Origin of the sequence: Citrobacter tructae (assembly GCF_004684345.1) — a bacterium.
Lineage (GTDB): Bacteria > Pseudomonadota > Gammaproteobacteria > Enterobacterales > Enterobacteriaceae > Citrobacter > Citrobacter tructae.
The window spans coordinates 496,406-521,223 of the sequence record NZ_CP038469.1 but is presented as its reverse complement, the minus strand read 5'-3'; the positions used below and the strand labels follow the sequence as shown (position 1 = coordinate 521,223).

General features: G+C 54.5%; 25 protein-coding genes and 1 tRNA gene. 4 read left to right on the top strand and 22 right to left on the bottom strand.

What is annotated here, in order from left to right; translation table 11 throughout:
- Positions 1-42: 42 nt before the first annotated feature.
- The 6 genes from E4Z61_RS03055 to nac all read right to left on the bottom strand — a co-directional run bounded on the left by E4Z61_RS03055 (position 43) and on the right by nac (position 6,295).
- On the bottom strand, positions 43-1,329 hold the full coding sequence (locus E4Z61_RS03055; protein ID WP_135321481.1) for a F390 synthetase-related protein: 1,287 nt from the start codon (positions 1,327-1,329) through the stop codon (positions 43-45).
- A complete protein-coding gene (locus E4Z61_RS03050; protein ID WP_135321480.1) occupies positions 1,326-2,132 on the bottom strand; it encodes an MBL fold metallo-hydrolase in 807 nt (268 codons plus the stop codon). Before E4Z61_RS03050 ends, E4Z61_RS03055 begins: the two co-directional genes overlap by 4 nt.
- Positions 2,110-3,126 (bottom strand): NAD-dependent epimerase/dehydratase family protein, encoded by a 1,017-nt coding sequence (locus tag E4Z61_RS03045; protein WP_135321479.1) that lies wholly within the window; start codon positions 3,124-3,126, stop codon positions 2,110-2,112. The genes E4Z61_RS03050 and E4Z61_RS03045 overlap by 23 nt, the downstream gene beginning before the upstream one ends.
- Positions 3,123-4,130, bottom strand: a complete 1,008-nt coding sequence (locus E4Z61_RS03040; protein ID WP_135321478.1) for a 3-oxoacyl-[acyl-carrier-protein] synthase III C-terminal domain-containing protein — start codon at positions 4,128-4,130, stop codon at positions 3,123-3,125. The genes E4Z61_RS03045 and E4Z61_RS03040 overlap by 4 nt, the downstream gene beginning before the upstream one ends.
- Positions 4,131-4,322: 192 nt before the next feature.
- Positions 4,323-5,276 (bottom strand): HTH-type transcriptional regulator Cbl, encoded by a 954-nt coding sequence (gene cbl / locus E4Z61_RS03035; RefSeq protein WP_135321477.1) that lies wholly within the window; start codon positions 5,274-5,276, stop codon positions 4,323-4,325.
- Between the two features lie 101 nt (positions 5,277-5,377).
- Positions 5,378-6,295 carry a nitrogen assimilation transcriptional regulator NAC gene (nac, locus tag E4Z61_RS03030; protein ID WP_135321476.1) on the bottom strand — a complete coding sequence of 306 codons (918 nt, stop codon included), beginning with the start codon at positions 6,293-6,295 and terminating at the stop codon, positions 5,378-5,380.
- Positions 6,296-6,620: 325 nt separating this feature from the next.
- Here nac and E4Z61_RS03025 point away from each other — a divergent pair.
- A tRNA-Asn gene (locus E4Z61_RS03025) sits at positions 6,621-6,696 on the top strand.
- 173 nt (positions 6,697-6,869) lie between these two features.
- Here the strand turns inward: E4Z61_RS03025 and E4Z61_RS03020 are convergent.
- The 5 genes from E4Z61_RS03020 to E4Z61_RS03000 all read right to left on the bottom strand — a co-directional run bounded on the left by E4Z61_RS03020 (position 6,870) and on the right by E4Z61_RS03000 (position 11,858).
- Positions 6,870-7,586 (bottom strand): ABC transporter ATP-binding protein, encoded by a 717-nt coding sequence (locus E4Z61_RS03020; protein WP_135321475.1) that lies wholly within the window; start codon positions 7,584-7,586, stop codon positions 6,870-6,872.
- A complete protein-coding gene (locus E4Z61_RS03015) occupies positions 7,583-8,461 on the bottom strand; it encodes an ATP-binding cassette domain-containing protein (RefSeq protein WP_135321474.1) in 879 nt (292 codons plus the stop codon). Before E4Z61_RS03015 ends, E4Z61_RS03020 begins: the two co-directional genes overlap by 4 nt.
- Positions 8,458-9,747: a high-affinity branched-chain amino acid ABC transporter permease LivM gene (gene livM, locus E4Z61_RS03010; protein WP_135321473.1), complete on the bottom strand. Its 1,290-nt coding sequence runs from the start codon at positions 9,745-9,747 to the stop codon at positions 8,458-8,460. Before livM ends, E4Z61_RS03015 begins: the two co-directional genes overlap by 4 nt.
- A 9-nt stretch (positions 9,748-9,756) precedes the next feature.
- A complete protein-coding gene (locus tag E4Z61_RS03005) occupies positions 9,757-10,671 on the bottom strand; it encodes an ABC transporter permease subunit (protein WP_135324861.1) in 915 nt (304 codons plus the stop codon).
- 65 nt (positions 10,672-10,736) lie between these two features.
- A complete protein-coding gene (locus tag E4Z61_RS03000; protein ID WP_135321472.1) occupies positions 10,737-11,858 on the bottom strand; it encodes a branched-chain amino acid ABC transporter substrate-binding protein in 1,122 nt (373 codons plus the stop codon).
- Positions 11,859-12,442: 584 nt separating this feature from the next.
- Between E4Z61_RS03000 and E4Z61_RS02995 the strand changes: the two genes are divergently transcribed.
- Genes E4Z61_RS02995 through E4Z61_RS02985 form a run of 3 tightly spaced genes read left to right on the top strand, consistent with a single transcriptional unit; the run spans position 12,443 to position 15,837 of the window.
- Positions 12,443-13,480: an extracellular solute-binding protein gene (locus tag E4Z61_RS02995; protein ID WP_135321471.1), complete on the top strand. Its 1,038-nt coding sequence runs from the start codon at positions 12,443-12,445 to the stop codon at positions 13,478-13,480.
- Positions 13,464-15,152 (top strand): ABC transporter permease, encoded by a 1,689-nt coding sequence (locus E4Z61_RS02990; RefSeq protein ID WP_135321470.1) that lies wholly within the window; start codon positions 13,464-13,466, stop codon positions 15,150-15,152. Before E4Z61_RS02995 ends, E4Z61_RS02990 begins: the two co-directional genes overlap by 17 nt.
- Before the next feature lie 10 nt (positions 15,153-15,162).
- Entirely contained in the window at positions 15,163-15,837 is a 675-nt protein-coding gene (locus E4Z61_RS02985) for an ABC transporter ATP-binding protein (RefSeq protein WP_135321469.1), read from the top strand.
- A gap of 36 nt (positions 15,838-15,873) precedes the next feature.
- Here E4Z61_RS02985 and ldtA read toward each other — a convergent pair whose 3' ends face one another.
- The 11 genes from ldtA to cbiK all read right to left on the bottom strand — a co-directional run bounded on the left by ldtA (position 15,874) and on the right by cbiK (position 24,817).
- Complete coding sequence (gene ldtA / locus E4Z61_RS02980; protein WP_205746878.1) at positions 15,874-16,803, bottom strand: L,D-transpeptidase; 930 nt, start codon at positions 16,801-16,803, stop codon at positions 15,874-15,876.
- A 114-nt stretch (positions 16,804-16,917) separates the two neighbouring features.
- Positions 16,918-17,982: a nicotinate-nucleotide--dimethylbenzimidazole phosphoribosyltransferase gene (gene cobT, locus E4Z61_RS02975; protein WP_135321468.1), complete on the bottom strand. Its 1,065-nt coding sequence runs from the start codon at positions 17,980-17,982 to the stop codon at positions 16,918-16,920.
- Positions 17,983-18,007: 25 nt separating this feature from the next.
- Entirely contained in the window at positions 18,008-18,751 is a 744-nt protein-coding gene (gene cobS / locus E4Z61_RS02970; RefSeq protein ID WP_135321467.1) for an adenosylcobinamide-GDP ribazoletransferase, read from the bottom strand.
- Positions 18,748-19,293, bottom strand: coding sequence for a bifunctional adenosylcobinamide kinase/adenosylcobinamide-phosphate guanylyltransferase (cobU, locus tag E4Z61_RS02965; protein WP_135321466.1), 546 nt, complete (start codon positions 19,291-19,293; stop codon positions 18,748-18,750). The genes cobS and cobU overlap by 4 nt, the downstream gene beginning before the upstream one ends.
- On the bottom strand, positions 19,290-20,810 hold the full coding sequence (locus tag E4Z61_RS02960; protein ID WP_135321465.1) for a cobyric acid synthase: 1,521 nt from the start codon (positions 20,808-20,810) through the stop codon (positions 19,290-19,292). The genes cobU and E4Z61_RS02960 overlap by 4 nt, the downstream gene beginning before the upstream one ends.
- Positions 20,807-21,622: an energy-coupling factor ABC transporter ATP-binding protein gene (locus tag E4Z61_RS02955; RefSeq protein WP_135321464.1), complete on the bottom strand. Its 816-nt coding sequence runs from the start codon at positions 21,620-21,622 to the stop codon at positions 20,807-20,809. The genes E4Z61_RS02960 and E4Z61_RS02955 overlap by 4 nt, the downstream gene beginning before the upstream one ends.
- A gap of 8 nt (positions 21,623-21,630) precedes the next feature.
- Positions 21,631-22,308, bottom strand: coding sequence for an energy-coupling factor ABC transporter transmembrane protein (locus E4Z61_RS02950; protein ID WP_135324859.1), 678 nt, complete (start codon positions 22,306-22,308; stop codon positions 21,631-21,633).
- Positions 22,295-22,576 carry an energy-coupling factor ABC transporter substrate-binding protein gene (locus tag E4Z61_RS02945; RefSeq protein WP_135321463.1) on the bottom strand — a complete coding sequence of 94 codons (282 nt, stop codon included), beginning with the start codon at positions 22,574-22,576 and terminating at the stop codon, positions 22,295-22,297. The genes E4Z61_RS02950 and E4Z61_RS02945 overlap by 14 nt, the downstream gene beginning before the upstream one ends.
- Positions 22,577-22,578: 2 nt before the next feature.
- A complete protein-coding gene (cbiM, locus tag E4Z61_RS02940; protein ID WP_135321462.1) occupies positions 22,579-23,316 on the bottom strand; it encodes a cobalt ECF transporter S component CbiM in 738 nt (245 codons plus the stop codon).
- A complete protein-coding gene (locus tag E4Z61_RS02935) occupies positions 23,313-24,026 on the bottom strand; it encodes a cobalt-factor II C(20)-methyltransferase (protein WP_135321461.1) in 714 nt (237 codons plus the stop codon). The genes cbiM and E4Z61_RS02935 overlap by 4 nt, the downstream gene beginning before the upstream one ends.
- Positions 24,023-24,817, bottom strand: coding sequence for a sirohydrochlorin cobaltochelatase (gene cbiK / locus E4Z61_RS02930; RefSeq protein ID WP_135321460.1), 795 nt, complete (start codon positions 24,815-24,817; stop codon positions 24,023-24,025). Before cbiK ends, E4Z61_RS02935 begins: the two co-directional genes overlap by 4 nt.
- Between the last annotated feature and the right edge of the window lies 1 nt (position 24,818).

The following is a 24,818-nucleotide window of genomic DNA, read 5'->3' as shown; positions in this document are numbered from 1 at the left end:
ACCGCGTCTCACCGCAGCCGGGCGAACACAGTAGAATTAACGTCATTCCCTTCTCCACTGGCAAATAATTCGCCGACGTTTACTGTCAAACTGCGTCGGCGGCGTTTGCGACACCAGCGACCAGGCAAGACGTGAAGTGTCGATGCCCTGACAGGTAAACAACCGTTCCAGCGCAACCCGGCACTGTTCCAGTACCGTTTGGTTGCAGTCTGCTATCAATTCGAGATCCCCAGCCGCGATTTGCATCAGCCGATAATCCGCCGTCAAGGGCAACATCTGCGCCAGCACGCGGCTACAGGGGTCGGCAAACACTGTCTGCGCAGTGCCATCGCAGCCCGGCAGTAACAGTTGGTCATCTTGACGCCCTTCAATCCGTTCAAGCGCGCGCGTCGCACTGCCACAAGCACAGGGCTTGTCGCTGGAGACCAACACATCGTCCAGCCGGTAACGTACAATCGGCTGAGTGGTGCGGGTGAAATCGGTAATAATCGGTACAAAACGCCGCTCGTCCAGCCACTCTGGCTCGATATAAAGAAACTCTTCATTCAGATGCAACGTGCCGCAGCGACAGGTTGCTGCAAGAAAACCTTCAGTGGCCTGATAGATTTCACCTACGTCGCCAAACACCTGCTGTAACAGGGCGCGATCCTGCGCGTCCAGCACTTCCGCCACTGAAATCACCTTTTTAACATTCAGCGACAATTCCCCCGCCATCACCGCCAGCGCCAACGCGCGCAACACCTGAGCCGGAGCCACAATCAGCGTGGGTGATTGCTGCTCAAGGCGCGGCAACTGCTGTCGAAACGGTGCAAACAGATCGTAGAATGCCAGGCTCAACCAGCGGTTGTTGACGCTATGATAGAGATGGTTATCTGCCCGCAGAAATAGCGCGACGCGCTCGCCGGCAAACAGCCCCTCTGGCAGCGCTTTCGCCAGCACGCCAGCCGCCCAAATTTGTTGCTCCCGTGGACTGACAACAAACAACCCACGTCTGCCGGAACTGCCCGACGACAACCCAACGCTGAACCGGCCGACCTTCGGCTTAAAATCACGGCTGCGCTCGCTGCTCAGCGCGCACGCCATCAGCTCCTGTTGGCGCAACCCCGCAGTGTTCATCTCATCAAAATGGGTCATCATCAGCGCTTTATCCATCAGCGGCCATTGCTCAAACGGCAGAGAAACCCAGCGCCGGAACCACGGGCTGTTGCTCAACACCTTACGCCGAAACATGCGCAGTTTTTTTTCCTGCCACGCATGCAGTTTTTCGCGTTCGGTAAAGCGTAGCTGGCGAACACGAAAGTATCGCCACAACGTCATCAGCGGGGTCACAAATCCCCCTCGTGACATAATCGAATCGCCACATCACCCGCTCGCCACAACTGGTTCATTTTCTCAAGGGTGCGCCAGTAAGCGACAGAATCGGTCAATACCAGATTGGCCAGACGCGATGGACCGCGCAATTCCTGATAGTTAGCAGGGGCCCACGCAGCATCGCCTGCCAGTAACACCCAGCCCTCATCCGTCAGCACAAACGCACCGATATGGCCCGCCGCATGCCCGGGAAGATCGACCAATATGATTTGCCCGTCGCTGTCGGGCAGCAAATAGCCCCGTGCAAACGGCGCCAACGCGGTGGGGAGCGTCAGGGTGTCGAAGCTTTCAATAAAGCGTAATGAGGATTCAAAACCAGAGGGGATCAATCCCGGAATAAACGCTTCGCGTAACGCCGCCAGCCCACGCAGTGTGCGCACATGTTGCCACCCTTCCCCGGAACAGATACAGGCAACATCAGGGAAATCACGCAGTCCGGCAATATGATCGGCATGAAAATGCGAAAGAATAATGCCGTCGATATCCTTGCCAGCCAGCCCGTGCGCATCCAGTTGATTCACCAGCGATTGTTTCTCGTCGAAATAGACCGGTGTAAGGTGGCGGTAGACGCGGAAAATTCCAGAACGGGTGAAGTGTTCAAACCATGAGGAATATCCTGTATCCCATAACCAGCAGCGATCGCCGACTTCCAGCAGCCAGGCGCGCGCCGGAAATTTACACACCCGAAACCCAGCACCTTTTACCGCCATACAGCCAATGTGCGTGCAGTAACCTACTTCAAATTCGCTGATTTTTGCCATGTTCCCTCAGCCACTCACCGGTTAATGCGATCCCTTCCGCTATCGAAAACCGGGGTCGATATCCCAGCTCATTAATTGCTTTTTCCGCGCTCAACGTCATATCAAAACTCAGGGTTCCCGCACTGTAGCGGGTGACAGGAGGTTCCCTGTCGAGGCATTTCCCTGCCAGTTCCATGCCGCGCGCAACCAGTGACAGCAGCGGCCAGGGCACCGCTTTAACGCGATAACTCAGTTGCAGTTGCTGACGCAGTAGCGTCTCCAGCATAGCGACCAGTCGCTGTGGCTGATGGTTCGTCACGTTATACACACTGCCGGAAGGCAGTGACGGTATACGTGTCGCCAGTTCCATCGCGTGGACCACGTTTAGAACAAAGGTTAAATCCAGTAGCGTCTCGCCGCCACGCGGCAAACGCAACACCCCACCACCGCGCTGCAGTTGCTGCAATATGCGTGGAACGATGGTGTTATCGTGCGGACCAAACAAACCACGAGGTCGCAGTAGCACAAAAGTGGTGGCGGGGAAACGGGTGACGGCGCCGCTAATTTCCTGCTCCGCCTGAAATTTGCTGTTGGCGTAATGGCTGGAAAAAGCGCGCGCACGGTAGCTTTCCGGCAGAACGTAATGATGCTGAAAATCAAAGTAGACGGCAGGGGTCGAAATATGGATAAAGCGCGGTATCTGGGCACGTCCGGCGGCCTGCGCCAACACGCGGGTTGCCAGCACATTGGCGAGGAAAAATTCCGCCTGTTTGCCCCAGGGCGAGGATTTGGCGGCGCAGTGCCACACCGCGTCACAGCCGGTCATTAACCGAATACAGTCATTTTGATGGGCTTGCGTCAGATCCAGCGGGATAAAATGCGCGCCGGCCTGCGCCAGTTGTTCGCCCACCCGTTGATTACGTCCCGTCGCCACGACCTGATGGCCGTTTTCCAGCAAATATTGCGCCGCGTTGCGTCCGAGGCCGCTGGTTGCGCCAGTCACCAGAACTTTCATGGCAGTAATACCATACCAGCCAGCGTCAGACCGGCTGCTGTGCCTATCAGCATCACCGGGTTGCCAGGCGTAAACCGACCGCTGTTAACGGCTTCATGCAGCGCCGTTGGGATCGAAGCGGCAACCTGGTTACCATAATGACGATAAATATCTACCATTGTCGCGGCCGGGACATGCAGACGTTTGCGCATATGTTCAAGGGAAAGATGGCTCGCCTGATGCGGCACTACAGTCGCAATATCTGCCAGCGTCAGGCCGCTTTTTTGCAACAGCCGGGCGAAATAGTCTTCAATTAGCGAAGAGGCGTAACGAAACAAGGAATAGCCCTGCATATGAAACAAGAAATCGTTTTCAGCCATACCTGCACGCGGATTACAGCGTGTGCCACCCGCGCGAATTTCACATAACTCGCTGCCATCGGGGTACATCTCAATCAGACTGGCGACAATACCGCTGCGCCCGTTGCCACGTTCGACAATCGCACATGCCGCGCCATCGCCGAAAATAAGTGAAGATTCTTCGTGATTCCAGTCGATGCCGCGCGACGCCAGATCGGCAGAAACAATGGCGATACGTCGGTAAGCGCCACTGTTCAGCAGTCCAGCGGCCACTTCCAGCGCCGAGATAAAGCTAACGCAGCTACTGTTAATATCAAAGCCTGCCACGCCGGACGGCATGCCTGCGGCTTTCAGAATATGAATGGCGCTGCACGGTAACGCCTGTACAGCTACCGCAGAGGCGCAAATCAACAAATCAATTGAAGAGGGGGCGAGGCTACCCGCTTTTAGCGCCTGATGTAGCGCCTGTGCCGCCAGTCCCGCCTGGCTGTCGTGCAAAGAGGCGTGATAACGATGAACAATACCACAACGTTTTTCCACATAACCCACCGCTTTGCCGAATCTGCTATCCAGTTCGGCAGAGGTGACGCACGTTGACGGTAAGGCAATTCCTGTCGCGATAATCTTGCACTTTGTGACAGGCGAGTCAGAGTGTGTTTTTTCCATAAAACCAACTGTTGTCTTATTCCATAGAACATTATTACTTAATCAATTCCAAATTACCCGGGCTGATTTTACTGACTCAAGCGCGGAAGAACCGGAGCGTACACGTAGTACGTGAGGATTCTGAGCACTGCCAGGGTTCGAAATGGCAAGCAAAATAGTCCTAATGGAATAGGCTCTAAGCAGGATTTTGCTTTATATCTGATAATCAATCATCACTTCATCATCTGGCTCCATTGCCTGTCGCTTGATCTCCTCTACGGATAATCCGGCATTGCATAATTCAATGAATCGCCACACGTAATTGCGCTGCAATTGACCGCGCTTCAGGCCAAGCCAGACGGTATTGGCGTCAAATAAATGTCGGGTATCAAGACGGATTAGCGTCCCCTCCTCCTGCTCGCCGCTGGATTGCTCCGCCACCAAACCGATTCCCAGCCCCAGCACAACATAGGTCTTGATAACATCAGAGTCCTGCGCACTGAGGATAATATCCGGCAGTAACCCTTTACGGGTAAATGCCTCATCAATACGTGAACGCCCGGTAATGCCCTGACGATAAGTAATTAACGGCCAGCGAGCAATAGCCTCCAGCGTCAGCGGGGACGTCAGAACTAATGGATGGTCATTAGGCACGAGCAGGCTGTGATGCCAACGAAACCAGGGAAAAGCCACCAGCAGAGGATCGTTGCTTAACCGCTCGCTGGCAATGCCAATATCTGCCCCACCATTTTGCAATAGTGCGTCGATTTCCTGCGGCGTTCCCTGAATTAACTCCAGGCGAACCTCTGGGAAGAGTTCGCGAAATGCTTTAATCACCGCAGGCAGACTATAACGAGCCTGGGTATGGGTGGTGGCAATTGTCAGCACTCCGGAAGTGTCATTGGTAAACAAATCGGCAAGTCGGCGAACATTACTGGCTTCATTAAGAATGCGCTCAGCGATAACCAGCAAAGCTTTACCAGGCTCAGTCATGCCAAGCAGACGTTTACCGCGGCGGATAAAAATCTCGATACCAAGCTCGTCTTCAAGCTCGCGAATATGGCGGCTTACCCCCGATTGCGAGGTATAAAGAATATTCGCGACTTCCGTCAGGTTGTAATCCTGACGCGCCGCCTCACGGATTATTTTAAGTTGCTGGAAATTCACTCTAGGCTCCGGATACATCAGACATTACGCTATTGTTAAAGTCTGATGCCCGGCATAACAAATAATAAAAACCTGCATCTTATTCCTGCACGGAATAAGGTTTAGCTAACCAACTGCAGCTCACGGTTTTCCAGTGCTGGACAGCTGACCAACGACAGCAGAATCTCTTTCACCGCCTGTGCCTGAGGCGACAAACTGCCTCTGGCCGACACATTCAACGATAATGGCAGACTCATCGACGGCGTGGTAATTCGCGCCATCCAGCCATTTGCCGCATTGCATAACGAACGCGCCGCCGACTCCGGCAAAACGGTCACCCCCATGCCACTGGCAATCGCAGCAGTTAGGGTAGAGATAGATTCAATTTCCCCAATCACCTTGGCCGTTAAGCGACGCAATGAAAAGGCTTCGTCTACACGCAAACGCACCGCACTGTAATCTCGCGGAAGAAACAAATTCATCTGGGCTACCGCAGTTAAATCAACACTTTGCCCTGGGCAATCTCGTGTTCCGACAAGGAAAAGATCCTCTTTTAACAACGGTTGGCTGGTAATGCCTGCGATCGGAGAACGTTCGTAGAGTACGGCCATATCAAGCTGTCCACTGAGCAGCTTATCGTTCAGCACCGCCCCACTGTTCTCATGCAAGTAGATCAACACCTCTGGAAGTTCAGCGCGCACAGCCTGTAATAACGGCATGGTGATGGATGACGCCGCTGTCCCGGGCGCAAGGCCAATAGACACCTGCCCGCTTAAGGTCTGCCCGATATTACTGACCGCAAGTTGCGCCTGTTCGCACTGGCGCAAAATCATGCGGGCATGGGTATAAAGCATCTTTCCAGCTTCTGTAGGGGTGACGCCGCGCTTAGTACGAATCAGCAGCTGTTGATCCAGCTCACCTTCCAACGTGGCAACCTGCTGACTCAGCGCGGGTTGCGCGATATGCAACACTTCCGCTGCCTGGGTCAGGCTACCAATATCGACGATTTTTACGAAGTATTTCAGTCGTCTGAAGTTCATCTTGCCTCCTGTCGGAATACCAGAACCCATGCTGGCAGTCATGTGAATCAGGGTTGCAAGATGCTTGCCAGTTTCGATTTGATTCGAGTCGCTACACTCAGTGCCCGTAAAATAAGGGCAGGAGGTCAATAATCTATATTCTTTACCCTGTCATCCGTTTTCTCCCTGCCCCACCGCAGGTAGTGGCGCACCAGAATAGGGCAAGAACCTAAAAAGATGGAAAGATCGCCGCTTTGTTGTTTTTGTCAGCAAACAAACTCACAAATGCATTTCCCCCTTTGACAACCCCTGCCCCCCTCGCTAATATGCGCCTCGTTCAAACGATTCCTCTGTAGTTCAGTCGGTAGAACGGCGGACTGTTAATCCGTATGTCACTGGTTCGAGTCCAGTCAGAGGAGCCAAATTTTAGTTTCGGGACATCCCAGTGAGTCCGGGAACGTTGTAAAAAATAAGAAATTATCTTTACCCGGTTATCCTGCAAAGGATTGCCGGGTTTTTTGATCTCCATTGTTTTGGTGGGCCTCACGGTTCGTTGAGAAAATGGAGCCCCTTACTACGGCTTTAACCGACACACTCATATACCGCCCAAATACGCTTTCCGCACATCCTCGTTGCCCAGCAGTTCTTCACCGCTACCGCTAAGTCGAATTTGACCATTCACCATCACGTAACCCCGATCCGAGAGCTTCAGCGCATGATGGGCATTCTGTTCGACCAGAAAGATGGTCATCCCGTTACGTGCCAGCTCGCGCAGAGTTTGAAAGATCTGCTTCACCACAATCGGTGCCAGTCCCAGGCTGGGTTCATCCAACAACAGGAGCTTGGGTCGGCTCATCAACGCCCTGGCAATCGCCAGCATTTGCTGCTCGCCACCGGACATGGTCATCGCGCGCTGCTTGCGCCGCTCCTTTAAACGTGGGAAAAGGTCGAACATGCTTTGCAGGTCTTCGGCTGCATATTTGTTACCGATTGGAATTGTCCCCATCAATAGGTTTTCCTCCACGGTCATATCGGGGAAGATTCGCCGCCCTTCCGGTGCCTGAGCGATTCCCGCCGAGGCGACAAAATGGGTCGACTGATGGCTGATATCCTCACCCGTAAATAAAATTTGCCCGCTTCGCACCCTCGGCTGACCGAAAATCGACATCAGCAGCGTCGACTTGCCCGCGCCGTTAGCACCTATCAGCGACACGGTTTCGCCTTTATTCACCTGCAATGAAACCTGTTTAAGCGCCTGAATCACGCCGTAAAACACGTCAACCTCACGAAACTCCAGCAGCGGCTCGCTCATAGATGAACCTCGTCCTCGCTGGCACCCAGATAGGCGGCAATCACCTTTTCATCGTGTTGGATCTGCTCCGCGGTGCCCAGGGCAATCACGTCACCGTGATCGAGCACGATAATGTTGTCAGAAATATCCATTACCATCCCCATATCGTGTTCAATCAGTAAAATGGTAATCGCATGGTGCTCGCGTAAAAAGCGGATGATTTTACTTAAGGCCTTGGTTTCTACCGGGTTCAGACCGGCCGCTGGTTCATCCAGGCAGAGGATCTCCGGCCCGGTACACATGGCGCGTGCAATCTCCAGCCGTCGCTGCTGTCCGTAGGACATTTCCCCCGCTAGCCGGTTGGCGCAATCGACCAGATCCACCACCTCCAGCCAGTAGAAGGCGCGATCCAGTGCGTCACTTTCCGCCCGGCGGTAAGCGGGAGTATTCAACACCCCGGCCAGCAGGTTACGGTTCACTTGCATGTGCTGTGCCACCAGCAGGTTTTCCACCACCGACATCTCACGGAACAAGCGGATGTTCTGAAACGTTCGCGCCAGCCCCGCCCGATTGACCAAATGAGTACCGCCAAACATTTTGTAGAACACCCGTGATGCCAACTGCGCCGGATTAACCCAGTCCCCCGGCTGGAACTTCTGGCCGAGGATCTGAATCACATTGGTGGTTTTCCCTCGCGCATTAAACAGAATATGGCCGCCGGAAGCCTTGTAGAAGCCGGTAAGACAGTTAAATACCGTAGTTTTTCCCGCGCCGTTCGGCCCAATGAGCGCGGTAATCGACCCGCGCTCCACTTCCAGGTTGACGTCGTTCAGTGCCTTAATACCACCAAAATGCATCATCAGATGCTCAACGCTTAAAATCACGTCACGACTCATGGCGCTACCCCTTTACGCACGGCAAAACCGCTGCGGTTAATGCGGATCAGGCCACGCGGCCGCCAAATCATCATCACCACCATCAATACGCCAAACAGTAGCACGCGGTACTCAGCAAAACTGCGCAGCAGTTCAGGGGTAACGGTGAGGACAAACGCCGCCAGCACAACGCCCACGGTGGATCCCATGCCGCCGAGCACTACGATAGCGAGGATCAGCGCCGACTCGAAAAAGGTAAACGATGTCGGGTTCACAAACCCTTGATAGGTGGCGAAGAACACCCCGGCAATGCCCGCCGTCGACGCCCCAAGCGTAAAGGCAGACAACTTAACCAGCACGTGATTCAACCCCATCGAACGACAGGCAATCTCATCTTCACGCAGAGCTTCCCACGCGCGGCCAATTGGCATCCGCGTCAGGCGATGCTTGATGTACAGCACCAGCACCACCACCAACACCAACACCGCATAGATAAAGATAAACTTCAGATTCGGGTTATAGCTCAGCTGGAAAAACTCGTGGAACGGCACGCCCCCTTCTTTGGCACGGCGGCCAAACTCAAGGCCGAAGAAGGTCGGCGGCGGCGCGGAAATTCCGTTCGGTCCGCCGGTAAAGCTCAGCCAGTTATTGAGGATCAGCCGAATAATCTCGCCAAACCCCAGCGTCACAATCGCCAGATAATCGCCGTGCATCCGCAAGACCGGAAAGCCGAGCAATGCGCCAGCGGCGGCGGCCATCAATGCCGCTAACGGCAGCATCGTCCAGAATCCCAGTCCCAGATAGTGATAGCCCAGCGCCAGACCGTACGCGCCAATGGCATAGAAGGCCACATAGCCCAGATCCAGCAGCCCGGCCAGACCGACCACGATATTCAGCCCTAATCCCAGCAGCACATAGATCAGACCGAGGATCGCCACGGTCAGCACATATTTAGTCGCTACAAACGGGAAGCAGATAGCCAGCGCCAGTACCAAGGGAATAATCCAGCGCATCCTGGTTTTATAGCCCGCCGGACGGACATACACCCCTGCGCTATCGTTTTCAAAGCGAGCCGCAAAGCGACGTCCGGTCTGGGTCATCAGAAAAGCGCTGAGGATGAAACGCCCGGTCATCACCGCAGCGATAATCCATACCAGCCGCTGGCCCTCGAAATTGAAACTGTAGCCGTCCAGCACCACACCCACTATCGGGCCAAAGAGAATTAACGCCACCATCCCGGAAAAAATAGTGTCCAAAATGCAGCGTTTGAATGAGAAACCGTCATGTGAAGCTGTTGTAGTCGTCATATTCAGCTCCTACACTTTGGCGACAATCGGGCGGCCCAGCAGCCCCTGCGGACGGAAAATCAAAATAACCACCAGCAGGCCGAAGGAGAATACGTCTTTGTAGTCGGAATTCACCATGCCAGAAAACTGCGCTTCGGCAACCCCCAGTAGCAGCCCACCCAACATCGCCCCCGGTAATGAGCCAATACCGCCAAGCACCGCAGCGGTGAACGCCTTGATGCCAATAATAAATCCGGCGTAGAAATCAAAAGTACCGTAGTTCATGGTAATCAGTACCCCTGCCAGCCCAGCCATCGCGGCACCGATCATAAACACCAGCGAGATCACCCGGTCAGTGTTGATACCCAGAATGGAAGCCATTTTGCGATCCTGCTGGACCGCACGACACATCCGCCCTAAGCGGGTATGACCGATTATCCAGGTCAGCAGCAACATGCCGGCAAAAGAGGCCAGCAGGATAAAGATTTTGGTATAGGTTATCTGCACAAAGCCTTCGCCCAGATGCAGACGCAGCACGCCATCAAGCATCGTCGGCACGCCCTGCTGGCGCGGCCCTTGGCTGATTTGCGCATAGTTTTGCAAAATTAATGACATGCCGATGGCAGAGATTAACGGCGCTAAGCGCGTTGAGTTACGCAGCGGTTTGTAGGCGATGCGTTCAATCGCCCAGCCGTAGACACCAGTCACCACGATGGTAAACACCAGCGTACCAAGTATCAGCAGCGGAAAGGAGTGCAGGCCAAAGAAGGAAAGCAGCGCCAGACCGATGGCGCAGAGGTATGCCGAAATCATATACACTTCGCCGTGGGCGAAGTTAATCATGCCAATAATGCCGTATACCATGGTGTAACCAATGGCGATTAATCCGTAAACCGATCCCAGCGTCAAGCCATTGACTAACTGTTGCAGGAAGAAAGTTTCCATCATTGCGCGCTCGTGTTATAGGCCATGTTATGAGCGCCGGTGCGTCGCCACACCGGCGCTGAGCGTTACTCGACTTCTTTATATTTGCCTTTGTCATCCCACTGATAAACGACATAGTCCGAGACCTTCAGGTCGCCTTTGCTGTCCCAGGCTTTTTTGCCCATCACCGTTTCCACCGGATTCGCCTTCAGCCAGGCGCTGGCTTTAGCTGAGTCGGTGCCGCCAGTGGCTTTAAATGCCGCGGCGATTGCCTGAATAGAGGCGTAGGAGTAGAGGGTGTAACCTTCCGGTTCAAACTTGTTACTACGGAATTTCTCGATGACCGCTTTACCGTCTGCGATCAGACGCGGATCTTTACCGAAGGTCATGTAAATACCGTTGGTGTACTGCGGGCCACCGGCGGCAGTCACCATCTCTTCGTTGACGATACAGTCGCCGGAGAAGAATTTGGCTTGTACGCCCTGCTCACGCATCTGGCGCACCAGCGGGCCCGCTTCCGGGTGGCAACCGCCGAAGAACACCACGTCCGGCTTCTGAGCGCCAATTTTGGTCACCAGCGCGTTAAAGTCTTTTTCACCGCGCGACAGCCCTTCATACATCACATCTTTCACTCCGCGCTTGGCCAGCGCAGCACGTGTCGCATCCGCCAGCCCCTGGCCGTAGGTATCTTTATCGTGAATAATCACCACTCGCTTGGCTTTCAGTTTATCGATGATGAAATTACTGGCGACATCCCCTTGTTGATCGTCACGGCCACACATACGGAACATGTCATTCATGCCGCGCTCGGTGATCAGCGGGTTAGTCGAACCAGGGGTAATAGCGATGATCCCCGCATCGCTGTAAACCTCTGAGGCTGGCATCGTAGAAGAAGAACAGAAGTGGCCAACAACAGCCTTCACTTTGTCCTGATCGACCAGTCGGTTTGCGACCGACACAGCCTGTTTCGGTTCACAGGCGTCATCGCCCTGCACCAGCTTGATTTTTTCGCCGTTGATCCCACCGGCAGCATTGATATCTTCCGCGGCCTGCGTCGCGCCGTGCCAGTACTGATCGCCGTAGGTAGCGTTTGGCCCGGTAAATGGCCCGGCTACGCCAATCACGATATCAGCCTGTGCGGGAAGCGCCGCCACCAGACAACCAGCCAACACAAGAGAAAGCGGACTTTTCATTAATTTCAGCGACATTATTATCTACCTTAGCAAAGAGGTTTATGCATAGCGGTGTGAAGCCGAACTATTGGCACGTTCACCAAACAAACGACATCCTGACAATATCCTGCTGATAACGGCGAGGTTTCCTTACGCTTTTCAGGCCAAATCATTAAGCAAAAGGGTTGCCAACTTTGCGCGCCATTGCGTAGATTTCGACAATTTTGAGTATAGAGCGCCGTTTTACGGCTTCCGGCGCAATGACGTGAAATTACGGAGGGGATCACATCTCGTTAACAATAAAGTACATAAATAATGCAATAGTCACGCTTTGCGTATTTTTGCTGCAAAATGTACGGGTTATGGTAGCTGATGGTGCAATTTGGTTTCGCCAACGGATGTTTTGCGGCAACAGTGGTAAGCCTTCCTTATAGCCCCCTGCCTGTCACAACGCCCCGTTCCTTGTCACATCACACCGTTGCTTAAAGTTGTGTAAATGTAAATCGTTTAAACTTTGCCATTATTGTAAGTGCTAGTGATTATCATTTATTGTACGCGAGCCAAAAGAACGAGCGCCTGCTCGGGTCACTGTACGTTCCAATTACTCTGGGATATAAACGATGAATGCTCTGCCTCGCACCGGACTGCGCCGTATCACGCTTGCATCTGCCATGATCCTTTCCGTCAGCCTGCCGGCTTTCGCGCAAGATGCGTTAACGCTTTATACCACCCGTGAACCGGGTTTGATCCAACCCCTGCTCGATAGCTGGACAAAAACCAGCGGTATAAAAGTGAGCACGGTGTATATCAAGGATGGCATGCTTGAGCGTGTGAAAGCGGAAGGTAAAAACTCCCCGGCCGACCTGTTAATGACCGTCGATGCCGGTAATCTCATCGATTTAGTCGAAGCGGGCGTGACGCAACCGGTACAGTCCGAAGCACTCAAAGCCGCCATTCCGGCCAATCTACGCGGTGCAGATAACCAGTGGTTTGCGCTTTCCATGCGCGCACGTGTGCTCTACGCCGAAAAATCATTGCCTATCGATAACTGGCATTATGAGCAGCTCGCCAGCCCCGAGTACAAAGGCAAAGTCTGTATCCGTTCTGGACAGCATCCGTATAACACCGCGTTAATTGCTGCCATGATTGCCCACCACGGTGAAGCCAAAACAGAAGAATGGCTGCGCGGCGTGAAAGCTAACCTGGCGCGTAAAGCAACCGGCGGCGATCGTGACGTTGCCCGCGATATCCTCGGCGGTATTTGTGATATTGGCCTGGCCAACTCCTATTACATCGGTCATATGAAAAATGCCAAAGAAGGCAGCGATGCGCGCCAGTGGGGCGATGCCATTAAAGTGGTTAAACCGACCTTTGAGAAAGGCGGCACCCACGTCAATATCAGCGGTGCTGCCGTGGCCCGCTACGCACCCAACAAAGCCGACGCCGTCAAGCTAATGGAATATCTGGTTTCCGCACCAGCCCAGCAGCAGTACGCGAAAGCGAACTTTGAATACCCGGTACTGAAAGGTGTGACGCTCGATCCGGTTATCAGCGCCACCATCGGTGAAATCGACGTCGACAAGATCCCGTTAACCGAAATCGTGAAGTACCGTAAACAAGCTAGTCTGCTGGTAGATAAAGTTGGATTCGATCAATAAACCGCTGTTGGTTCCGACGTTACGCGGCCTGGTTTCCGGGCCGCAGTCATTATTAACGCCGCTACATCTTGGCGCGCTATGCATTGCGCTTGGCGTCCTGACCCCTATTGTCGCGCTCATCTGGCAGGCCACGCAGGCAGATTTGTCCCATTGGGATAATCTCATCACCTGGGTGTTGCCCTCAGCGTTAAAAAATACTGTACTGCTGCTGGCGGGAGTCGCGGTAATGGTCGGCGTAATTGGCGTTGGCAGCGCATGGGCAGTGACGGCATGGGACTTTCCCGGTCGCAAAATACTGAGCTGGGCGCTACTGTTGCCGCTGGCGATGCCAACCTATATCGTGGCCTTTGCCTGGCTCGATTTGCTACATCCCATCGGTCCACTGCAAACTTTTATCCGTTTTTTACTCGGTTTCGACAGCCCGCGACAGTTCCGCTTGCCGGATTTACGCTCCCTTTCCGGCGCGATTCTGCTGCTCGGTTTAGTGCTGTACCCTTATGTTTACCTCACCACCCGCGCTATGTTTATCAGCCAGCCAGCACATTTGCTGGAAGCCGCTCGTACGCTGGGTTGCAGTGCTACCGGAACCTTCTTTCGCGTGGCCCTGCCAATGGCGCGTCCGGCGCTGGCGGTCGGGATCAGTCTGGCGCTGCTGGAAACGCTTAACGATATTGGCGCGTCGGAATTCCTTGGGGTACAAACCTTAACCGTCACTGTGTATACCACGTGGATCTCGCGATCTGATTTATCCGCTGCGGCGCAAATTGCCTGCATGATGCTGATGTTTATCTTCTTCATTCTGACGCTGGAATTTTATGGCCGCAGAAAGCAAGGCTTCAGCAGTCGCAGCCTGCGAGAAATTCAACCTACACGCGTACAGGGCTGGCGCGGTTGGTTGCTCGGTACCGTGATTTCGCTCCCGGTCGTGCTGGGATTTCTGGCTCCGGTTTTGTTTTTAATGTGGGAGAGCGCTAAACGTTTAGGTGAAGAAAATCCGCTGTCTGCATCGTTACTTTCTGCATTACAAAATACGCTATCGCTGGCAGCCGGCACCACGCTGGTGGTGATTTGCGTCAGCATGCTGGTGGCGTGGAGCGCACGTCACAGCGCCGCAGACAACACAATGCCCGGCTTTCGTCGCGGCGTGATGCGTCTGGCCTCGTTAGGTTATGCGGTTCCCGGCACTATTCTGGCGATTGGTTTTCTTCCCCCAGCGATGGCGGTTGACCGCTGGCTGGCCGATCTGCTGGACATACGCGGCTTACCGCTGATGTCTGCCGGTATCTTGCTGATTATTTGCTGCGCGATGCGTTTTCAGGCCATTGCCATCGGCGCGCTGGATTCCGGGCTGGGCCGCATCCCGCCTTCCCTTGAGCAGGCCTCACGTTTACTGGGAGAAAATGGTGCCGGAACGTTTGCCCGCGTGCATTTTCCGCTGCTGCGCCCAGCCCTGGTAAGCAGTGCATTACTGGTATTTGCTGACGCAATGAAAGAGTTGCCCACCACGTTGCTGCTACGCCCGGTAAACTTCGAAACGCTGGCTACACTGCTGTATGCTGAGGCGGCGCGAGGAACCTATGAAGAAGGGGCAATTGCCGCGTTGATGATCGTTTTAGCAGGTACATTGCCGGTTATTTTGTTGGTTCGTCATCAAATGACGCGCCGTAGTTAAGAGAACTACCATGTCAGAAATCGCGTTACGACTCCAGGATGTACACGTTGCCTATGGCAATAGCCAGCAATCGGTGCTGACAGGCTTTTCAATGTCGGTACACAAGGGAGAAATCGCCTGTCTGCTGGGTGCATCGGGCTGTGGTAAAACCACGGTTCTGCGCGCAGTTGCCGGGTTTGAGCGACTACAGCGTGGCGAAATTTATGTTTCACAGCGACGCGTCGCCGGCCCCGGCGTGCATCTGCCACCGGAAAAACGTCATGTCGGCATGGTTTTTCAGGAATATGCATTATTTCCGCACCTGACGGCCCAACAAAACGTGGCATTTGGTTTGCGACGCCTGCCGCGAGAAGATCAACAGGCCAGAGTCGCCGAGCTGTTAAAAATGGTGGAATTGCACAGCCACGCCAGTCGTTATCCTCATGAGCTTTCAGGCGGGCAACAGCAGCGTATTGCCCTGGCCCGCGCTCTGGCGCCGCACCCGGAAATCCTGCTGTTAGATGAACCCTTTTCCAGCCTGGATAAGCGTACCCGTGAGCGTCTGGGTGGCGAGGTGCGCGATATTTTACGCGCTGCCGGGCAAACGGCGCTGTTGGTCACCCACAGTGAACATGAAGCGCAGCTGATGGCGGACCATATCGGTTTTGTGAAAATGGGTCAGTATCAAACGAAACACGCGGCCTGACTTACCTGACAGTGAAGCGCAGGCCGCACAAGATGATTAGAATTTCTGTACCCGGCTGATATTCACCGGCATCCCAGAGCGGCGCTCCAGCGTTGCATTGGCACGACTGATGTCCACGCCGTCCCCGGTAACAAAGGTGCGCAACGCAGGAGTTATCGGCAATGGGATCCTTTTATCCGACTCATATTCGCTGCGGTTTCGTGACAACGGTTCATGCACTTCAACCCAGCGGCTACCGTCTGGCTCGGTGCTGTATTTCACGGGCCGGTCAATGAGTTGAACCCGCGTTCCCACCGGTACGGTATCAAACAGATATTTAATATCGTCATTGCGCAGGCGAATACAGCCCTGACTTACCCGCAGTCCAATACCAAAATTGGCATTAGTGCCATGAATAGCGTACAGCTTACCAATATAAATGGCGTACAACCCCATCGGGTTTTCCGGTCCGGCCGGAACAAACGCAGGCAAACTTTCCCCACGTGCAGCATATTCCCGGCGTGTATTCGGCGTAGGCGTCCAGCTTGGCGCTTCCTGCTTACGTTCAACCGACGTCACCCAGTTGCGCGGCGTTTCTCTCCCCGCCTGACCGATACCAATCGGTAAGATTTCAACCGTATTGCTGTCTTTGGGGTAATAGTAAAGACGCATTTCTGCCACGTTAATAACGATGCCCTCACGCACGGTATCAGGCAAAATGACCTGCTGTGGCACCACCAACGTAGAGCCTGATTTCGGCAAATAAACATCCACGCCCGGATTGGCTTCGAGCATATTGCTCAGCCCCTGTCCGTACTGCGCAGCAAATGCCTCCAGCGGTTGCGTATTGGCAGGCGGTACCGTAATCGTCAGCGGGCTTCCGACCAGACGGCTTCCCTCTGGCGGCAGTGGGTAGCTCACCGCCTGTGCGCCCTGACTGGCGAGTAGCATAATAAGTGAACACAACAGTTTTACACGACGCAACATTGTCCTTTCCTTCGCCGCAGCAGATATCCGTTAAGTATAGCTTTTTTATCTGTTTTAGGGAGTTACAGTAAGTACGCTTATGAAAACCCCGCGTTAAAACGGGGTTAGTAGTGACTAGGCTTCCTTACCGTCCGGAAGCACAATATTGCTGGCGGCTAAATGCCCCATATTGTTGTACATGGCGCAGGCGGCTTCAACAATCGGCATCGCCAGCGCGGCCCCGCTGCCTTCACCCAAACGCATCCCCATATTGAGATACGGGTCCAGTTCCAGATGCGCCAGCGCGGTGCGGGCACCTTTCTCAGCCGAGAAATGCGATGGGATCAGGTACGGCTTAATCTCAGGTGCAATCTGACAGGCCGCCAGCGCAGCGGAGTAAGAGAGAAAACCATCCAGCAGCACCGGCAGACCGCAGGAAGCAGCCCCCAGCATCACACCTGCCATACCCACAAGATCAAAACCACCGACTTTGGCCAGCACATCGATACCATCGGTGGGATTTGGCTGGTTAATGGCAATTGCCCGACGCACAACGTCTACCTTATTACCCACCCGTGAGAGCGGCAAGTTAGCGCCGATACCCACGACATCTTCGGCATCGCTGCCGGTCAGGACGCTGACGATTGCCGCCGCAGGCGTAGTATTTGCCATCCCCAGTTCACCAACACCAAACAGCGTGACCCCCTCTTCCGCCAGCTCGCGAGTATAGCGAATCACTTCCAGCAGCAACTCTTCGGCCTGAGAGCGGCTCATTGCCGGTCCTTCAGCAATATTGCCGCAGCCGCGCGCAACACGCATATTCACCACGCCGGGAATGGGATCAGCATCAATCCCCACATCAATTACATGCACTTTTGCGCCAACCTGCGTCGCCAGCACGCAGACGCCGGTGGTTCCACGCGTCATATTTGCTGCCTGAATCGCCGTGACAACTTTAGGCGAAACGGCCACACCTTCATCCCAGACGCCGTGATCGGCGCACATCACCAGCATCGCTTTCCCCCCCACGCGCGGTACGCCTTTCAGGCCCGGCATACCTGCCAACTGCACGGCAAGGGTTTCAAGTCGTCCCAGGCTACCCGGGGGCTTCAGCAGGCCATCAATATGTTGCTGTGCACGCAGCATCGCAGCGCTATCGGGTGAAGGGATCGCGTGGAGTAAAGCGGATAAAGTCTGCATAAGGGTTCTCAATGTGTTGACTGGCTCAAAGCAGAGCCAGTAAGAAGATCAACTCGCCAAGTTCAATGGCCGCCCCGAGCGTATCGCCGGTTTGACCACCCAACGTGCGTTTTAATAATTGCCCAAGAATGAATATTGCCACCATCGTGACGACCAGAGCCGCCACTCCACGCATGCCGGGAAGCAGCACGGCGGCAAGGATCGCCGCGAACCCCAACGTGACGCAGGTTTGTCGTCCGGTTACTTTGCCAATAAAGACATTTCCCAGCCCTTCTTCGCGGGCATAACGATGCCGATACATCAGCAGAACCGCGGTTCCGCGCCCCGCCACGCAGGCTGCAGCCAGTGCAGCCAGCATCGGCGTTCCGCGTAGAGCCAGTTCGCTCACTACCAGCACTTTAGCCAGCAAAACAAAGAAAAGCGCCAGGCCGCCGTGAGTCCCCAGGCGGCTGTCCCGCATAATTTCCAGCATCCGCTCGCGCCGACGTGCAGAAAACACGCCGTCACAGGTATCCGCCAGACCGTCAAGATGAAAGCCGCCGGTCAGTAACGCCAGCGTCAGCACGCTAAAGAGCGCCGCCAGTGGGATACCGCACCAGGCTTGCAGCGCCATAAAGACCAGGCCCGTCAGCCCTCCCAGCACCACGCCTATCAGTGGGAACATGACAATTCCGCGCGAATACTGTTCGAAATCCAGTCCTTGCGACCAGCGCGCCGGAACAGGCAAGCGACTGATAAAAGAGAGCATTGCCCAGAACAACTTACTCATTTAATTTTGACTCCAATTCCAGATACCACCAGCCAGACGTCATCTGCCGCAGCAGCCAGGCGCTGGTTCACCCGTCCGGCGATATCGCGAAAATGCCGCGCCAGACGATTTTCCGGAACAATCCCCATCCCTACTTCGTTAGTGACCAGCACAATTTTTGCCGGACAACGCTTGCAGGCGTCAATTAGCAAACGGATCTCATCATCAATGGATCTCTCCATCGCCGCATAATCCCAGCTATCAGGACAGCTGTCACCGCCCAGCTCAAACAGCAGGTTGGTCACCATCGTGGTGATACATTCCAGTAAAATCGCTTCGTGCGGATCGTTCGCTGCCGTTATCAGTTCATCAAGATGTTGCCAGCGTTCGGCTGTACGCCAGTGCGCGGGACGCCCATCGCGATGATGCTGAATTCGCGCCGCCATCTCCTCATCAAAAACCTGCGACGTCGCGATATACAGCACGTTCGGGGAGTCCGCGATCAGTGCCTCAGCGTGACGACTCTTGCCGCTACGGGCACCGCCGGTAACCAGAATCATCATACTGGCTCCCGGTGTTGCTGCATGATGGTATAAATTTTCTCAATATCGATGTGTTGCCGCATCGCATCCGCCAGCAGATCAAACTGCTGCGATTTATATTGCGCGTAATGGAAGGTGGAATCCAGAGGTGCTAACCCTTTGCGTACACGCAGGCCGTTGACCAACGCGCGGGTGAATTCATCGCTGTCAAAGAGACCATGAAGATAGGTACCAAACACCAGACCGTCGTGGGTCACCGCGCCGTCAGCAATATTGCCACCGTCTTTTTGTAGCGTCATCACCGACCGACATTCCCCGGATAACACCGTTTCGCCCATATGAATTTCATAGCCGCAAACAGCTAAACCCGAGGCATCTGACAGCCAGTCAGGCAGCGTGGCCGACATGAGCCCTTCAACCTGAGTAGTGGTTTTGTGCTGCGCAAAATGAGTCACGGTATCGAGCAGACCAAGACCCGGCAGCGTACCGAGCCCCGACTCCACTTCATCAATAATGGTCTCACCGAGCATCTGATAGCCGCCACAAATGCCCATCACCGGCACGTTCTGGCGGTGTAATTGCAACACGGCGTGCGCGATGCCGCTTTCGCGTAGCCAGACCAAATCGCCCAGCGTATTTTTACTGCCGGGTAGGATAACTAGGTCTACGCCCGCCAACTCCTCGGGGTGACGAACATAGCGCACCCGAACGTCCGGTTGCGCGGCCAGCGCATTGAAATCCGTAAAGTTGGAAATATGCGGCAGTTGCACCACGGCAATCTCGATATCCCGTTTGTCTGTACGTAAATACTTGCCTTTTTGCAGCGCTACGCCGTCTTCATCTTCGAGATCGACATCCAGCCACGGCATCACGCCGAGCACGGGAACGCCGGTCAGCGCTTCAATTTGCTCAATACCAGAGTAGAGCAGCGCCACATCACCACGAAACTTATTGATAATCACGCCTTTTACCCGCGCGCGTTCATGGTCATGCAGCAGAGCCAGCGTGCCGTAAATCGAGGCGAATACCCCGCCGCGATCGATATCCGCTACCAGCACAACCGGGCACTGCGCCATCTCCGCCATTCCCATGTTGACGATATCGCGATCGCGCAGATTAATTTCAGCCGGGCTTCCCGCCCCTTCCAGCACAATGACGTCAAACTCCTGCGCCAGGCTGTTATAGACCGAAATAATCTGTTCGCGCAGACGTGGTTTGTATTCGTGATAGCTTACCGCATCCATATCGGTCGCCACCTTGCCCATCAACACCACCTGTGCTTTACGGTCGCTGGTCGGTTTCAGCAACACCGGATTCATCCGCACATCCGGCGTGATGCCTGCCGCTTCGGCCTGAAAAATTTGCGCGCGCCCCATCTCTTTACCCTCAGGCGTAATACCCGAGTTCAGCGCCATATTCTGCGATTTGAACGGTGCGGTACGCAGTCCATCCTGATAAAAAATACGACACAGCCCAGCGACTAATACGCTTTTGCCCACATCAGATGCCGTTCCCTGCAACATTATTGACTGCGTCATGACGCCTCCTTCAGTGCGTTCTCTCGCATACAACGATAAAATTCAGCCTCTGTTTTACACAGTGGGAAGCCCAGTTCTGTATGTAGCTTCACCAACCAGGGCTGAGTTAATCCTGCTTGTTCAATGAGATCCGTGCGAGCAAATACCTCGCCCGGCGTGCCGTGCGTCAGCACTTCTCCCCGGCGTAAAACGTAAACCGCGTCGCTGACTTCATAGATAAGATCGATATCATGGCTGGAAATAACCACATGGTTTCCCTGCGCCACAATGCGTTTGATAATCTCAATCATCTGCGTACGACCTGAGGGGTCAAGCCCCGCGGTCGGTTCATCCAGTAACAGATACTGAGCCTGCAGCACCAGTGCACCGGCGATCGCCACGCGTTTCTTTTGTCCGTGACTTAAGCATTGAATGGGCTGATGGCGGAAATGTTGCGCATCCACCAGCGTCAGGGCATCTTCCACCCGGCGGGCAATTTCAGGTTCATCCACGCCAATATTGCGCAGGCTAAAAGCAATGTCGCTATCGATATCGGTATAAAAGATTTGCTGATCGGGGTCCTGAAAGACGGTTGCAACCTGCTGACGCAACGCCAGCAGGCCACGCTTGCTGTAATCCAGCGGTTTTCCCTGCCACATCACCGCCCCCTGCTGTGGGCGCAGTAAACCACTCAGGTTCATAAACAACGTGGATTTCCCACAACCATTTGCCCCCACCAGTCCGGTGACAGCATGCGCAGAAAAATCCAACGTTAGCCCTTTGAGGATTGGGTCATCCTGATAGCGAAACCAGAGCGCTGAGGTGGCAAGCATACTTTTCCTTACAGGTGAAAATCACCCTGATACAGTTTGATATCCAGTGTGGTGGTCATTTGCTGGTAGCGGATTAACACCCGCGTAAACAGCAACCCCACCAACATTGCCAGCGAGCGATAGCCCATCGGCAAGCTACGATAACCAAAACGCAGCGTTTGTGCGCGATGAATGGCAAGCGCTTCGTCTAACAGGATAAAAATAAATCGCCAGGTCAGCAGGATCTGCTCAGTCAACAGGCGCGGGACATGTGCCCGCTTGAGCAAAATAATTAACTGCGGGAATGGCAGATTAAGCACCAACCAGAACGTGGACGCCAGCGCCGCCAGGCTTCGCCAGAATGTTTCATTGGCGGTCAGTACGCCCGATTCGGTGATCCCCAACCAGTAACTGCCCACCGGCAGACTGACCAGTAAAGTATGCGGATCGCGACTCACGCTAAACAAAATAGTCACCACACCGACCACCAGAAAACCAAAGGGCAACGCCATCCAGCGACACCAGCGCCAGAAAGAGATACGCAGTAGCCAGCAGCTCAGTGCGGCAATGAGTAACAGCTCAATACCCTGCCCCAACGGAGGCAGGGTAAACGCCAGAATCATCATCACCAACCACAGCAGGAACTTGCGCTGTGGTGAGACATGAAACCATCGGCTCTGGTAGCTCAGCCTGTCAAGACCGGTCATCACGGCGTTGTCTGCCCTTGGTGTAACCCAGAATGTAGAAAATCACCGCCGCACCCAGCGATCCCTGAAGCGTGAACAGCAGGCTTTCTATCTCACCGCTGGCGGGCTCATACAACGGCTGGAACCACGGCTCATAATGCGGGGCGATAGCCTGAATCTGGCTTTCCGCTTCGCCGTCCGATCCCCCGTATTCTCCACCGTGGTTGATAAAGAACGGCAGGATCACCAGCGCCACAACCATTCCTAACAGAATTAGCGTCTTTTTCATGGTTAATGTCCTTGTGCGGTGATGAGTTGCCGTTTAGTGAGCTGGTCGTAAATCATCACAGTGAGTAAACCTTCTGCGATAGCGATTGGGATCTGCGTCAGGCAGAAAATCCCCATGAACTTGACGATTGACCCCACTGCACCGGCGGAAGGATCCGGGAAAGCAACGCCTAGTTGCACCGAAGTCACGAAATAGGTCACGAGATCCGCCAGCATCGCGCACAAGAAGACGCAGACATCACGACGGAACCCCGCGCGACAAGCCATCTTCCATACCATATAGCCGACAACCGGCCCAATAACCGCCATCGACATGCCGTTAGCACCCAGCGTGGTCAAACCGCCATGTGCCAGCAGTAGCGCCTGGAATAGCAAGACGATCGCCCCGAGAATGGCAACAACGCCCGGTCCGAACAGAATAACCGCCAGACCTACCCCGGTCGGGTGCGAACAACTCCCGGTAACGGAAGGAATTTTCAGCGCCGACAGCACAAAAATAAACGCGCCGCACAGGGCCAGCAAAACTTTCTGGTGGTTATCTTCCTGCACGATTTGGCGCAGGCGTACCAGCCCATACCACAGGCAAGGTAAAAACAGTAGCCACCAGGCCAGCGCCCACATTGGCGGTAAAAAGCCCTCCATAATGTGCATGGCGAAGGCCTGCTCAGGCACTATCATCAGTAATAGCGCCGCAGCCAACCCGCTGAAAGACAGCTGTTTTAGCTGGTTTTCAAGCTTCATCTTTCATACTCCCACTGTTTATTGACCAGAATGGTCGAGAAATACGGCAGCGGTTGATCGTCACTCACTTCACTGAGATGGCGCCAACACTGCTCACCTGGTAGCGTGGCTTCGGACATCATTAACGCACAGTCCAGAATCCCCTCGTCTTGCAGCAGTGCCTTAATGCGCGCAAAGCGACCGTACACCTTCATCAACACCAGGCTGTCATGCTGCTTTAACGCCTGCTGGATCTCCGCCTCCGGCGCAGTACACGAAACCACCGCCAGCGACTGCTGCTCCATGGCGAGCGGTGTTTTAGAGCGTGCAGCAATGGCGGCAAATGAGGTCACGCCGGGGACGATTTCTAACCAGTCAGGACAGCCGATGCGTTGGAGTAAAAATACCCAGGTACTGAACAGCATGGCGTCACCGAGGGTGATGAAACCCACCTGCTTACCGGCCTCCACTTCCGCAACAAGTGCTGCGGCAACATCGTCCCAGACAGCCTCTTTTTCGGCGCTATCGGCGCTCATGGGGAAGTGACAACAGCGGACTTCGGTCTGCTCACCGATATATTCACGCACGATAGATAACGCCAGGCTGTCGCCACCTTTACGTCCGGCAGGTGCATAGAGAATATCCAGCGAACCCAGCGTGCGTGCCGCGCGCACGGTTACCAGATCGGAGGCGCCTGGCCCAGTGCTCAATGCGTAAAGTTTGCCACTCATGCTGCTTCCTCCAGCGCCACATTAAGCGCCTGCTGTAAATGTGCCACGAACATGGCGCGTACCGCCGGATTCTCACCCAGTCCACTCAGCCACGGTGTGGCCGGAATACCGGCAGCGTTAAATAACGTTTTCCACGAGTCGTCTTCATCGGAGGCCATGTCGTTGATGGCATGGTCGCCGGCAACCAGCATTAACGGCATAAGATGCACCGCCTGTATCCCTTCACGGCCTAAACTGTCGATGAGGATATCTACTTCCGGGTAGCTCTCTACCGCCCCCACCCGCGCCGGGAAACCCTGCGCCGTCATCATGTGATCGAGACAGGCATAGGCGGCAAAAGCGTGATGACTGGCCCCGTGGCCCATAAACACTACTTTTTCATGCTCGCCAAGCGACGGCATCTGCTGTTGCAGCGCCTGCATCAGCTGTGCGTAATCTTCAACGCAGCTCAGCAGCGGCACACCCAGCGTCAGGCGCGCAAACAGGGGGCGCATGCTTTGTACTTCGCGGACAATTTTTTCGTATTCATCACCGTTAATAATGTGCAGCGACTGAATGGCCACATCCTGATACCCCTGCTCTGCCAGCTTTTGCAGGGCCTGCAGCGGCGTGTCGATGTCGATGCCGTCACGCTGTTTGAGCTTGCGGATGATCATCCCGGAGGTAAACGCCCGGAACAGGTCACGGTCAGGGCAACTCGCCGCGAGATCGCGTTCGCATGCCACAATATTTTTCTCACAGGTGTCGTGATAGCTGGTGCCAAAGCTGACCACCAGAAGCGCCTTTTTCATC

Excerpts from the sequence above, each read along its gene's own strand:
- E4Z61_RS02935 (WP_135321461.1), bottom strand. The coding sequence starts at position 24,026 with ATGAGTGGCAAACTTTACGCATTGAGCACTGGGCCAGGCGCCTCCGAT.
- cobS (WP_135321467.1), bottom strand. The coding sequence starts at position 18,751 with ATGAGTAAGTTGTTCTGGGCAATGCTCTCTTTTATCAGTCGCTTGCCT.
- E4Z61_RS03040 (WP_135321478.1), bottom strand. The coding sequence starts at position 4,130 with ATGGAAAAAACACACTCTGACTCGCCTGTCACAAAGTGCAAGATTATC.
- E4Z61_RS02955 (WP_135321464.1), bottom strand. The coding sequence starts at position 21,622 with ATGCTTGCCACCTCAGCGCTCTGGTTTCGCTATCAGGATGACCCAATC.
- cbiM (WP_135321462.1), bottom strand. The coding sequence starts at position 23,316 with ATGAAGCTTGAAAACCAGCTAAAACAGCTGTCTTTCAGCGGGTTGGCT.
- E4Z61_RS03000 (WP_135321472.1), bottom strand. The coding sequence starts at position 11,858 with ATGTCGCTGAAATTAATGAAAAGTCCGCTTTCTCTTGTGTTGGCTGGT.
- ldtA (WP_205746878.1), bottom strand. The coding sequence starts at position 16,803 with ATGTTGCGTCGTGTAAAACTGTTGTGTTCACTTATTATGCTACTCGCC.
- E4Z61_RS03015 (WP_135321474.1), bottom strand. The coding sequence starts at position 8,461 with ATGAGTCGTGACGTGATTTTAAGCGTTGAGCATCTGATGATGCATTTT.
- E4Z61_RS02995 (WP_135321471.1), top strand. The coding sequence starts at position 12,443 with ATGAATGCTCTGCCTCGCACCGGACTGCGCCGTATCACGCTTGCATCT.
- E4Z61_RS03045 (WP_135321479.1), bottom strand. The coding sequence starts at position 3,126 with ATGAAAGTTCTGGTGACTGGCGCAACCAGCGGCCTCGGACGCAACGCG.
- E4Z61_RS03005 (WP_135324861.1), bottom strand. The coding sequence starts at position 10,671 with ATGGAAACTTTCTTCCTGCAACAGTTAGTCAATGGCTTGACGCTGGGA.
- livM (WP_135321473.1), bottom strand. The coding sequence starts at position 9,747 with ATGACGACTACAACAGCTTCACATGACGGTTTCTCATTCAAACGCTGC.
- nac (WP_135321476.1), bottom strand. The coding sequence starts at position 6,295 with ATGAACTTCAGACGACTGAAATACTTCGTAAAAATCGTCGATATTGGT.
- E4Z61_RS02960 (WP_135321465.1), bottom strand. The coding sequence starts at position 20,810 with ATGACGCAGTCAATAATGTTGCAGGGAACGGCATCTGATGTGGGCAAA.
- E4Z61_RS03050 (WP_135321480.1), bottom strand. The coding sequence starts at position 2,132 with ATGGCAAAAATCAGCGAATTTGAAGTAGGTTACTGCACGCACATTGGC.
- E4Z61_RS02945 (WP_135321463.1), bottom strand. The coding sequence starts at position 22,576 with ATGAAAAAGACGCTAATTCTGTTAGGAATGGTTGTGGCGCTGGTGATC.
- cbiK (WP_135321460.1), bottom strand. The coding sequence starts at position 24,817 with ATGAAAAAGGCGCTTCTGGTGGTCAGCTTTGGCACCAGCTATCACGAC.
- E4Z61_RS02985 (WP_135321469.1), top strand. The coding sequence starts at position 15,163 with ATGTCAGAAATCGCGTTACGACTCCAGGATGTACACGTTGCCTATGGC.
- cobT (WP_135321468.1), bottom strand. The coding sequence starts at position 17,982 with ATGCAGACTTTATCCGCTTTACTCCACGCGATCCCTTCACCCGATAGC.
- E4Z61_RS03020 (WP_135321475.1), bottom strand. The coding sequence starts at position 7,586 with ATGAGCGAGCCGCTGCTGGAGTTTCGTGAGGTTGACGTGTTTTACGGC.
- cobU (WP_135321466.1), bottom strand. The coding sequence starts at position 19,293 with ATGATGATTCTGGTTACCGGCGGTGCCCGTAGCGGCAAGAGTCGTCAC.
- E4Z61_RS02950 (WP_135324859.1), bottom strand. The coding sequence starts at position 22,308 with ATGACCGGTCTTGACAGGCTGAGCTACCAGAGCCGATGGTTTCATGTC.